Origin of the sequence: Achromobacter sp. DH1f (assembly GCF_000633435.1) — a bacterium.
Lineage (GTDB): Bacteria > Pseudomonadota > Gammaproteobacteria > Burkholderiales > Burkholderiaceae_B > Achromobacter > Achromobacter deleyi.
Window position 1 is genome coordinate 467,570 of the sequence record NZ_AYMF01000010.1, and the last position, 12,517, is coordinate 480,086.

At 69.7% G+C, this 12,517-nt stretch carries 1 protein-coding gene; it reads right to left on the minus strand.

From position 1 onward, the window contains the following. Nucleotides 1-53: 53 nt before the first annotated feature. Entirely contained in the window at nt 54-12,446 is a 12,393-nt protein-coding gene (locus U858_RS0109975) for a filamentous haemagglutinin family protein (protein WP_025137014.1), read from the minus strand. Between the last annotated feature and the right edge of the window lie 71 nt (nt 12,447-12,517).

Sequence of the window (12,517 nt, forward strand, 5' to 3'; positions counted from 1 at the left end):
CCCAGGGCAACCGGGCGGCCTTCTTGTTTTTCAGGCCGGGTGCGGCCCCTGGCCTACAGGCCGAACGCCTGCCTTTCCTCGTTGCTCAGTTTGGCCAGCTGGGCAGGAGTCAGCGCACCGTCGCCCACCACCTGCACCATGTTGTTGGGGCGGTAGGACGACACCTCTTGCGCAGCGCCTGCCGGTGCCTGCGGCGTGCTGCCGGCAACCGGTTCCGCGCCGTAGCCCAGGATCTGCACGTTGATGATGGACGGCTGATTCTGGCGTGCCTGGTTCTGGCTGCGCTGGGCCGAATCCTGCGCCGCGTTGACGGCAGAGGTCGCGGCGCTGCTGGCCGAGGTGAGCGCGCCCGTGTTCACGGCAGCGGTGACGGGGATGCCGGTGCTTTCACCCTTGGCCTTGATGTTGGCGGCGTTCAGTACCGTCTGCGCGGCGATGTTGACGTTGCCCGACACGCGAATGCCAGCCTCGCCTGCATCGATGGTGCCCAGCGGCGCATACAGGTCGACGTCGCCGGCGGGCACTTCGGCCAGCGGCGCCAGCGTGGCGATGCCGGCGCCGGTGGCGGGGGCCGCGGGCGACAGGCTGATGTTGCCCACGCCGTCGTAGCGCCGGAACGGCGGGGTGTAGACCACGGTGGTCTTCGAGCCGCGGCCGGCGTTGATGTCGCCTTGCGCCGACCAGGCCAGGATGCTGCCTCCGAAGGTCGTCATGACGCGGCTCTGGCCCAGCAGGATGCTGTCGCGGGCGTAGAAGTCGATACCGCCGCGACCCTGCGTGACCACGCCAGCCGTGGACGGCGGCGCCGCACCCTCGATGCCATAGACCTGCGCGCCGCCGGGCGTGAGCACCTGGATGTCGCCGCCGTTGCGGGTCTGCACGCCTGCGCCGCCGTACATGGTGATGCTGCCGTCGTAGCTGTCCTGGTGCGGGAACAGCGCCGCAATGGCCTGGCGGCCGCGCAGGTAGCTGCCCAGGCGCGGGCTGGCCTTGTCGTTGTATTCACGGCCGCCCGCGCGCAGTTCGGCGAAATAGACTTGGCGCGCGAAGATGCGTTGGTGTTCGGGGGGCAGGGCGTCGAAGAAGGCGCGTGCGTCGGCCGTGCTGCCGGCAAAGCCGTAGGTCTGCGTCAGCCACAGCAGCAGTTCGTTTTCGTAGGTCTTGAAGGGCACGCCTTGGTCCGTCAGCGGACGGGCCGGATCGGCTACGTGGTCGGTGTCCAGATAGCGGCGCAGGAAGCCGGCGTAGTCGGCGCCCTGGGCGCCCAGGCCGGCTTGCACAGCGATGCTGGCGCCGGGGCGCAAGTCGCCCGGGACGACGGGACCCAGGCTGGTGGCGGCAGCCTTGTCCGCCATCAGGATGTTGCGGCCGGCGCTGATTTCCAGCGTGCCGGGGCCGGCGACGGTGAAATTGCTTTCGATGATGTCGCGGCCGGCGCGTACCAGCGAGATGTCGCGCGGATCGCCGTGGACGAACAGGTTGTTGTTGTAGGTGAAGGTGATGGGGTACATCGTCCAGTCCATGGATCCTACCGGGCTGCCGCTGCCGACGATATCGCGTCCGGCGAGCATGCGTACCGGGCCGCCGCCGGAATACCACTGCTTGCCGGTGAGGGTGCTGGGGCTGCCGAAGCGGATGAGGCGGCCGCTGGTGACGCCGACCAGGTCGCCGTCCATCGCATAGAAGCGCGACGGTTCGACCTGACCGGTGGTGGCCGCGGAACCCGGTCCGAAGGCGAACAGGACAAGGTCGCCGTAGGCGCCGTCCCGCGACAGCGTGGTGGGCCCCCAGAGAATGGCGCTGCTGGTGGGGGAAGGCACCTTGCCTACGAACGCAGGTTTGAAGACCGAGGCCACGGAGTCCGGCGAGGCGCTGCTGCGTCCCACCGGCGCGTCGCCACCGTAGATGGATTGACCTGCCAGCAGATCCAGGCGCGCCGCGGGGCCCGGCGCCAGTGTGAAGGCTGTCTTGTAGTAGATGCTGCCGTTTGCCGCGACTGCCGACAGTTGCGACGGGTAGGTGATGACGGTGTCGTAGCCGGGCGTGCGTGGAGCAACCGGCGCCACGTTGCCGCCCGCCGAGAACACGTCCACCGCGCTGTTGGCGGTCCAGAGCGAGAACCAGGATTGCGAGCCATGGATGCCCGGCGTGCCGTCGGCCTGAAGGTAGGGCATGGACACGGGCACGAGGACGCGGCCAGGGTCGTCCGCGGCGCCGATGGCCAGGTCGCGCAGGCTGTCGATGCGGAATGCGCTGTCTCCCACATTCAGGACCGGGGCGCCGGACGGCGTGGCGTCGGCGGCCTGGAAGCGGTCCAGGCCACGCACGTCGCGCGCGGCCAGAACGTTGTAGAGCGGATCCAGGCGGCCCAGCGACGCAGCGCGCAGCAAGGTCTGGCCACGCAGGTTGGTGACCGCGCCAGCGGACTCGAACATGATGGGCAGCGCTGGATTCAGTTGGCCGCCGACGCGCAGGTCGATGTCGCCGCCGCCGGTCAGCGCCAGGCTGCCGTCGGCCAGCACGCGGCCCGTGCTGCCCACTGCCAGCACCAGCGACTGGCTGCGGCCATTGATGTGGCGTTCGGTGAATGCCAGGGCATGCGACAGCTGCAAGCCGGCGTTGCCGCCGACGTCCACGCTGAGGTTGCCGCCGCCCAGAGTGCCGAAGCCGGTGAAGCCGATCAGCTCATCGCCTTGCTGGCCATCGTTGAGGGAAGCATAGGTGCCGAAGTTGATCCACCAGGCAGTGGGTTGCTTCTGCCCGATGGGGGCATCGCCGGAGCCCTGACGCCAGAGCCAGTTGCCCACGTCGGCGCCGTTGTAGGCGACTGAGGTGTCTACTGGCCGCCCGTAGGAGCCTTGGGGGCGGGCGATGGTGTCGCCGATCAGGTTGGCGCCGGCGCGGATGGTGAGATTGCCGCCGCCGTCGGGATACCAGGCGCGGTAGACGCTTTGGGGGCCACCGTCGACGAAGGCGTCGAAGGCCTGGTTGGCGTCAGCCAGCACCCGGCCGCCGGGGCCGGCGTGGCGCGGCTGGTTGTAGGGGTCGTTGGCGCGTGTCGCCTGGGTGGACGTGCCCGCGGTGTAGACGCCGTACAGCGACTGCATGCGCACATCGCCGCCGGCCACCAGGTCCAGGTCGCCGGTGCCGGTGCGCAGCACGCTGAAGCGGGCGGTGGCGGGCTTGCCGATATAGTTCCGGGGATCGTTGGGGATGCAGTATTCGGGACTGTACCGGCAGAATTCCGATGCGGTATCGATGCCGGCAATTTCCTTGATGAACTGGTCGTCGATGACGGTGTCGAACAGCTCCGGCATGCCCAGGTCATCGGCGGCCTGCTGGCTCCATTTGTAGTTGCCCGGCGCGTCGATGCCATACATGCCGTAGTGGCTGTCGGCCAGCACCAGGTTGCCGCGGGCGGTGCCGTACTGGGTGGTGCGCGTGTCGGCGCCGCTCAGGTCGGCGCCGCCGGCCAGGCGCATGGACCACGATTGCGTGCCTTCGGGCAGCATGGGCGCGATGGCCCAGGCCTGGCCCTGTACGCCGTTGACGGCGGGACGCAGGTCCACGTAGTCCACACCGGCCAGCAGTTGCACTTTGGTGCCGGACGGGATCAGGCCACCGCGCGGCAGCGTGATGGCGCTGGCCAGTTTCACGGCATTGGCCTGGAAAGTGGCATCCGGCAGGTTGGGCAGGGCAATGCCCGCGGGCCAGGTGACGGGGCCCAGGAAGGTGTTGACCATGACGCGCCAGCCGGCCGACAGCTGCATGTTCTCGGGCAGGGTCAGCGCCTGGGGCAGTACGGTGCCCGCGGCGTACGCCACGCTGCCGTTCGGATTCAGAATGGCGGAAGACAGGACCGTGCCCGCCGCCAGCGTCAGCGGCCGGGCCAGCGGCGCGGTCACGGGCAGCACGGTGCCAGGGAGGTAGGTGGCGCCTTGCAACGGCACGGCGTAGTTCAACACCACGCCGCCGGGGAATTGGGTGCCGGCTGCCAGCGTCACGCCGGCATGCGGCGTGACCAGGTCGCCGCCCAGAAAGTCGAAGCCCGGCAGCAGGCGCCAGCCGTCGGCATCCTGCTTGACGTCGGGCGGCGGCGCGAAGCCGTCGTTGATGCTGCCATGGATCTGCAGGTCGCCACCGGCGCGGATGACCAGGTTGCCGACCTCGCCCGAGCCATAGATGGCCGGGTTGAGCGGCGTGTGCGGATTGAGGCTGGCGTAGCGCATGCCCGACAGGTCCAGGTCGCCTTGCACCACCAGATCGCCATCGGGCGTGGCGCTGCGGATTTCCACGCCGGGACGCAGGTGCAGCGCGTCGGCGTAGGGGCGCAGTCCGGCCAGCTTGTTGTCCACCAGGTTGCGATTGGCCAGCGCATTGTCGATGAAGTCGCGGCTGTCGCTGTTCAGCTGGTTCAGGTAGGCCTGGTCGATGACCTGGTAGGGTTTGCCGCCCGCATTGTTCTCGGTGCCGGCGGGCGCATCGGTGTAGACCCACACGCCGTTCACGGCGATGCTGCGCGCGCCGCGAATGTCCAGCGGACCCCGCGCATCGATGTCGATGTCGCCGCCCGTGATGCCGCCCAGGCGCGGCGCATTCAGTTCCAGCGTGCCGCGCGGCAGGCCATCGTTGCGGGCAGAATCGGTGCCGGCGCGCAGGTCGATGCGGGCGCCGCTGTCCAGTTGCAGCTTGCCTTTGCCGGCATTGAGTTCGACGATGGCGCGGTTGGGCGAGTCGATGATCTTGCCGTAGCTGTCCACGCGCAGATCGGTGCCGTGCGCATCCAGCACGGCGTTGCCGGCCAGGCGCAGGCCGTCGCGCGCCGACAGCCGGATGCTGCCCACGCCCGCGCCGCTGGCGTCGATGCGTCCGGCAACCGTGAGACTGCCCGCATCGACGGAAATATTGACCTCGCGGGCTCGGACCTCGTCGCCGATGACCAGGTTGCCGCGCTTGAGCTGCAAGCTGCGCGATCCGTAGACCTGGCCGTCGTTCAGGCGCTGGTTCAACGCCGCAAAATCCACTTGCTGGGCGCGGATGTCGGCGCCGCCGTAGGCATAGGGCACCCGCGTGCCACCCGCTTCATAATCGCCCGAGGCGGACCCCAGGATGCTGCCCTGCAAATCCACGCGGCCGGCATTGGGATCCAGCGCGATGGCCGTCAGACGGCCGGCGCGGTTGTAGCGGGCCGACAGGTCGATGCGGCTGCCTGCAGCCTGGACGATGTCGCCGTGGCGGCTTTCCAGCGTGACGTCACCGCCCCAGCTGTACTTGACCACGTCGTCAAACAGCACGGGACGGCCCGCCAGGTCCAGGTCGGCGCCCGGGTTCAGGGTCAGGGCATTGTCGGCGCGCACGGTGAGTTTGCCGGTGGGCAGCGCAATGCGGCCGTTGAGGGTGACTGCACCTGCGTCCAGCGTCAGGTCGGCGCCCAGGCCACGCGGCACAGGTGCGCTGGTCGTGCCGGCCAGCGGGTTCAGCGTGATGGCGTTGCCGGCCTGGATGCGGTTGACCGAGCCGGCCTCGCCGGTCAGCAGCGGCGTTTCCAGGGTGAGCGAGCCGCCGCTGTACTGCCAGCCGGTGGCCGTGTCGTAGGCGCCGCGAGTTTGGTAGACCTTCAGGCTGCCCTGGTGGTTGGCGGTGATGCGGTCGGTGGCGCGCAAGGTGACGTCAGCGAAGCCCAATGTCAGGCGTGCGTTGTCCAGCGTGCCGAGCGGTTGCGTGTAGGGGCCGTAGCCCAGCTCGATACGTTCGGCCTCGATCCGCAGGCGGCCGCTACCGGTGCCGGCGCCGTTGGGAATGACCGCCGCCGGGGCCATGACGGAGCCGTTCCAGATCAGGTTGCCTGCGCGGATCGTGGCCACATCGCCCGCCTGGCCGTAGCCATAGATGGCCGGGGTGGTCAGCGCCAGCGTCTGCAGGCGCGACTTGCCCGTCACGGGGTCGGTGGTATCGAGCGTGACGCCATCGAAGAAGTTGAACGAGTCGGCCACCGCCAGCGTCAACATCTCCAGCGCGGGGGCGCCGTAACGGGTGTCGCCGGCCATCAGGCGGTTCAGCAGCGACTGGTTCAGGGTCAGGCCGCTGGTCATGCCGCCGCGGGCGGCGGCTGCCGCCAGCGCCTGTTCGCTGCCCGCATTGACGGCGCCCACCGCCAAAGTCAGGTAGCGCGCACCGTAGCTAGCCGAGCTGTCCAGCTCGAACGCCTTGTTGGTGGCGGCGGCCAGGGTGCCTTCGGTGTAGAGCTGCGCTTCGCCCGTGCAGCCGGGCGTGCTGCAGACGCCGATGCGGATGGGGCCGGAGCCGGCCGGGAGCAGGTCTTCGGCCGGGGGCAGCACGTTGAGCCAGCCGTTGGACACGGCCAGCATGCTGCTGGTGCTGGGGGCGTAGGAATAGCCGTTGGTGGAATCGAAGAGCGTGCGGCCACGACCGATGGTGTTGATGCCGGCGCCACGCTCGATGAGGATGCCAGCCTCCGGGGCGCTGGTGATCAGCATCACTTCCTCGGCCCGCAGCATGGCGCCGCTGCGCAGCGTCAGACCGCCGAAGTGGCTGCCGCCATAGCCCATGTGGACCAGGTTGCTGTTGTTGGCGTAGTCCACGCTTGGGACGGCACCGAGGATCATGCGGGGGGCGGCAACGGCGTTCAACTGTCCGGCATCCAGCGAGATGCCGACGAATCCGGGGGTGCGGCCGGCGCCGGGGGCGGTCACTTCGGTCCTGTCGCGCGTGCTGTTCTTGGAGATCACGGCGAAGGTGCCGCCATAGCCGCCGGCGCCGGCCGAGAAGTCGGCTTTGCCGGCAAAGTAGAACTCTTGCCCGGGAGTGGCGCTGGCCAGGCCGATCTTCAGCGTCAGGGCGTCGGCGGGCAGGATGGCGCGGGGAATGCCGCGGCGGGTGGCTTCGGCGGCCACGAACGTGGCGTAGTCCATTTCGTTGTACTGCGAGTACTGCCGCAGCACCTGGCCGGAGGTGACCAGCAATTGCTTGGCGGTGGCGTCGGCGGTGCCCGCGGCGCTGTTGCCCAGGCGGCCCGCGATCGACCAGGAGCCATTGCGCAGGGCTTGTGCGCCCGCGCTGGCCTGGCCCTGGGCCGCCCCGTTGATTTCCACCCGGAAGGCGCCGGGCATCAGTGCGTAGGTGGCGGGCATCAGCGTGTACGTGCCGGCGGGCAGGCCGGGTACGCCTGCACCGATGGTCACCTGCTGGCCGATCTGCGGCTGGCTCTGGCCGGCATCCGGCGCAGTGGGCGCGACCCGGGGCTGTGCGCCCGGCACCAACGCATAGACAGGATTGGTGGCCAGGCCCGGCAGCGTGAAGCCGCCGCCTTGGCCATTGAACTGCACCAGCGGACTGAAGCGGGCATCGGTGGAGCCGCCGCGGCCGGAGACAAAGCCGGCTCCCAGCAACTGGCCGCCGCCGGACACGTCCACCAGCGCCCCTTCCTGGATACGCACGTTTTCGCTCCCCAGCGCGATGCCGCGGGTGAGCTGCCCGTCCAGCGTACCGGCGCCCTGGCCGGTCAGCAGGACGTCTTGCCCGATGTATTTGTAGCTGACGCCATCCACCGTGCCGCCATAGGGCATGACCAGGCCGCGGCTGCTGACGGAGGTGACGCTGCCGGGCAGCAGGGTCACGCGTGACGTCACGCCGGCACGGTCGTCGGCCTTGCCGATTTCCAACAGGCCCATGGGCACGCGCAGCACGCCGCCCTGTTCGATGATGTCGGCCGCCATTATCAGCGAGCCGAAGGCGCTGTAGGGCATGTCCGGCACGTCCTGGGTACTGCGTCCGATGATGAGGCGGCTGCCTTCTTCGTAGCCGGACTGGCCGTTGCGCTTGCCACCGATGCCTGCGATGACGCGGACGATGGCGCCGGTTTCCGGGTAGATCTGCGCGGCAGTCAGCGTCAGGCTGCCCGGTGTGCTCAGCTGGGTGGTGTAGACCAGGTTGGACCGGTCCAGCGTGCCCAGGCCGCCCAGGATGCGGATATCGCCGTGGCTGTACAGCTCGGCCATGGGAAAGCCCGTGCCGGTGTAGCTGACCACCTGGCCCGACGGCGACCGGTTGGTCGTCAGCGCATCCAGTTTCACGTTGTCGCGGATATCGATCAGGCCGGCGTTGACCCGCAGCACCGATTCACTGGTCCGCAGTGCAGGCGGCAGCGAGCCAGAGGGGCGTTCGTAGCCTTCCTTGGCATTGGTGTCGGTGGCGCCGCCCAGCAGCACGTAAGGCGCGGCCAGCAACACGTTGGCCGTGGGCCGCGCATCGGCAGTCATGCCCAGGGACCCTGACATCAACCGCAGGCTGTTGTTCAGGCGCAGGGTGACATCGTCGGAAAAGCCTAGCTGACCGTTCACCAGCAGGTTGAGCGTGTCGAAGCCGCCTTGTTCCACCTGCGATGCGCCCAGCGCCGCGCGGCCATAGACCAGATGGTCCGCCGCTGCGGCGGCGTCGCCGTAGCCGGCCAGCGCATCGGCGGCGGCGTCTTGCGACAGGACGAAGTTGCGTGCGCCCTTGACGCGGTTCTGGATGGGGCTGCTCTTGTAGGCGGGGCCGTCCAGGCCCAGGGTGAGCGAACCGCCCGCTGCGCCGGCGCCGCCGGCGCGCGCCACCATGCGGCCATCCAGGTACAGGCCGTTGCCCGAGCTGATTGCGATGGTGCCGCCCGCGCTGGCCACCTCGGTGGGCACGCCATTGACGAGCAGGGTGGCGGCGCTGCCCGACGCATCGAGCACGCTGCCGGGGCGCAACACCACAAAGGCATTGGGCGCAATGACGTTGCCCTTGGCCAGGTCCACCGCGCTGCCCAGCGTGATGACGCCGCCGTCCAGCACTTTGCCGTAGGTCTGCCCGTCGCGGTTGACGGCGGTCGCGGCGCGCGCCGCTACATCCAGCCTGGCGTGTTCGCCGACCCAGATGGAACGGCCGGAGCCTTGCGCCGTCAGGTCTTCCATCTGCGTGTCGCCGACCATCGACACCGTGATGCGTCCGCTCCAGGCGTTGAACACGCCGTTCAGCGTGATCTGGCCGATGCCGGCCAGGGCGATGCGCTGTCCGGGGTCGACCTCGACGCGCGCGCCGTCGGCCACCACCAGCGACGAGCCGGCCACATCGTTCGGCGAGCTCAGCAGGGTGCCGGTCTGCAGCAGCACACTGGCGCCGCGGCGTTGCGTCAGCACGCTCTTGAGCGGGTCTTCCTGATACAACGCGGGCGTCCACACTTGCAAGGCCTGGGCCTTGTCCTGCGCCGCGCGGGCGCCGGAGGCATATCGCTGCACCGGCATCTGTACCACCAGTTGCGCGCCCGGCGCGACCTCCAGGCCATGGGTGCCGATCACGTCGTATTGCGAGAAGCCTTGCGCGAAGGCGCTGTCAGCCAGCACCGAGACGCCGGCCGGCGCCGGATCGTTCAACGCGTCGGCGCGCACGATGCGCACCTGGTAGGCCTGCAGCGTCAGTTTGCCGCCGCCGTCCACGCCGTAGCCCGATAGCGCGGCGTGTTGCGACAGTGCGCCCGTGGCGCCGCCCGAGCCTGCTTCCAGCAGGATGTCGCCACCGCGGCCGTTGCGCGTCTTGCCAGTGGCCAGCATGGCCGCGCCGCCGCTGGCGTCGACCGCGCTGCCCGGCGCCAACGACACATCGCCGGTGCTGCGCACCGCGACCGAGCCGCCGTTGCGGTAGGCGATGCCGGGCGAGGCCGCGGGGTTCAGGCTGAGATTGCTCCACAGCCCGGCAACGTCCAGCACGGCGCCCTGGGCAAGCGTGACGCCGGTGGGTTTGCCGGCCGCGGCTTTGACGGGGGTATCCTCGACCCGGCCGTTGTCGCTGAGCTGTCGCAGCATGTTGCCGGCCTGGATCCGCCCGGCGGGGGCCGAGATGCTGGCGTTGATGTCGACCTGCGGGGCATAGAGCACCAGGCCCGCGCCCGGCGCCAGCGCCACGGCTTGTTCCACCGCAACGCGCGCTTTGCCCGCCAGGCGCACGTAGCCCAGGCCGATGGCGTTCAGCCAGGCCGCATCCAGCCGGATTTCGTCGATGCCGGCTGGCCCGGCACCCACCACCACCTGCTGGGCCAGGCCCGTCAGGCCCCAGTTCAGCAGGCCGGAGGCGGCATCGTACAGGGGGGTGTAGTTGCCCACGACCAGTTGCGCGCGGCGCGCCAGGGCGCTTTGCGACTGGTAGTAGCCCTCCAGGTCCCATTGCGGCGCGTCGATCTGGCGCGCGCCCTGGTAGACCTCGCCCGTGACGTCGCCGGCGAGCTGGGCCTTGGTGGTGGCCACGACCAGGCTGCCCGCGTCGCGGCCCACGGTGTAGCCGTTTTCAAAACGCTCGCGCGGCGCGATGAGCGGGTTGTAGAAGACGCGCGTGGCCTTTTCGCCCCAGCGTGCATGCTCCTGCTCAAAGCCCTTGTACAGGCCGGTGTAGAGCAGGTCGCCCGGGGCGCGCGATACCTCGTACAGGCGGCCGTCCGATCCACGCAGCCAGCTTTGGCGGATGATGCCGTCCTGCACGTCCAGCGTGCCGCCGGACAGGTTGATGTTCGAGCCGGCGCGCGTCACCAGTTCGCCGCCGGTGAAGGTGGCGGTGCCGCCCTGCGCCAGCCATTCGGCGGCGGTGTGGCCGCTGGTGGCCAGGTAGCCGCCCACTTCGAGCAGGCCGCCGCTGGTGTACCAGCGGTCGCCGGCATAGCCATTGGTGCCGCTGGCCACCTTGACCAGCGTGCGCCGGTCGACCCAGACGTCGTTGCTGTTGAGCCGCTTGCTGTCGCGGTTGACCGGCGCATCGCGCTGCTCGTTGCCCTGCACGTTGATCTGCAGGTTGTTCGATTCCATCGACACGTGCACGCCGATGGCGCCGGCCACGTCGACCTGGGCGCCGCTGTCGAGCAGCGTCTGCTTTCTGGCCGACACGGCGATCTGGCCACCGGTGGCCACCGTGGTCGATCCGCTCTCGAAGGTGGCGAGATTGCCCGTCACCACTTCGATGCGCGACAAGTCGCGGCGGTCGGCGATCGTGCTCAGGTTGTCGAAGGCGCCACCCGTCTTGTTGTCGGGCTTGCCGTCCAGCGTCTTGATCGCGGCGGCGCGCTGGCTGTCCAGGCCGGTGACGGCAGAGGCTTCCAGCAGCACCGCGGTGACACTGTCCGCGCCCAGCGTGACGCTGCCGGTGGCATCGCCCGCGCGGTTCAACAGGTGAATGGCGCCGCGCGTGCCGATGTCGGTGGTGGCGACCAGCACGCCATCCTGGCGCACCTGGCGGCCAGTCAGGGTGATGTCGCCGGTGGGGGCGCTGACGAGCCCCGTGTTGGTGACCCGCCCGGCGGCGCTGCCGGGTTTGAACGTGGCGCTGACTTCGTTGCCGGTGGTGGTGGACTTGAGATTGCCGTCGGTGCCGTAGCCCTTGCGGATATAGAAGTCGTCGCCCGCAGCCAGCGTCACCTGCCCGCCCGGAGTGGTGATCGCGCCGCCGTTGCGCACGTCGCTGCCCAGCAGCAGTACGTAGCCGCCGCCGCGCGTGGCAGTGTTGGAGACCGCGGTGTCGATCCGCGCGCCGGCCAGCACCTGCACCTGGCCGATCGCATCCTTGAAGGCGGGCAGGGTGCCGTCGGTGTCGGTATAGATGCCCTGGTCGCGGAATTGCGTGTCGGTGATGGTGGCGGCCGCCGCGACCAGGTTGCGCACGTTGACCTGGCTGGTGCCGGTGAAGATGACGCCGTTCTGGTTCACCACCAGCACGCTGCCGTCCGCCTTGATCGCGCCCTGGATCTCGCTGGGCCTGGCAGAGGCGCCTACGACGCGGTTCAACACCGCGTCGCTGGCGTTCTGCTTGAACTGCACGGTGGTGTTGCGCCCGACGTTGAAGGTGTCCCAGTTCAGGATGGCGCGCGACTGCGTCTGTTCGATGGTGACGACCTGGCGGCCGCCTTCGGTGCTGGCGCGGGCGGCCTTGGCGCCCTCCCATTTGGCCAGGGCGCCGCGGGCTTCCCACAGGCCGCCCTCGACCAGGCCGTCGGGCACGTTTGCGCCATTGGCAGCGGCCGCGGCGCGGGCCGCGGCTTGGGCGGCCTGCTGCGCCGCCACGGCGGCCGCGGTGCGATTCAGGTTGTCCAGCGACTTCTGCAATTGCTGGCGCGCCTCGGCCTGCTGGCGGGCGCTGGTGCCGATGCCGGCCAAGCTGCCGTCGGGCATGCGGCCGGTGCGCTGCGCGGTCGACTGCACCGCGTTCTTGTCGGCGAACCAGCCGGGGCTGAAGGCGCGCGTCTGCGCCTGGGACGCGCCGCTCCAGCCGCCCGCCAGCGCCAGAATCGCCATGGCCTGGGACAGCGGCCGCAGGCGCCAGCCGGCGCGGCGGCGTACGCTGCGGCGGGGAGGAACGGCAGGGGCGGACGAACGGACGTTGGAGGCGGAGCGGGCGGCAGGCTGGGCGGACGTAGACGAGGACATGGCGTGATTCAGGAATGTCGATGAAGGGCGCCAGTGGCATCGCCACCGTGCCCGCTTACTCATCTAGTCGA

Excerpts from the sequence above, each read along its gene's own strand:
- U858_RS0109975 (WP_025137014.1), bottom strand. The coding sequence starts at position 12,446 with ATGTCCTCGTCTACGTCCGCCCAGCCTGCCGCCCGCTCCGCCTCCAAC.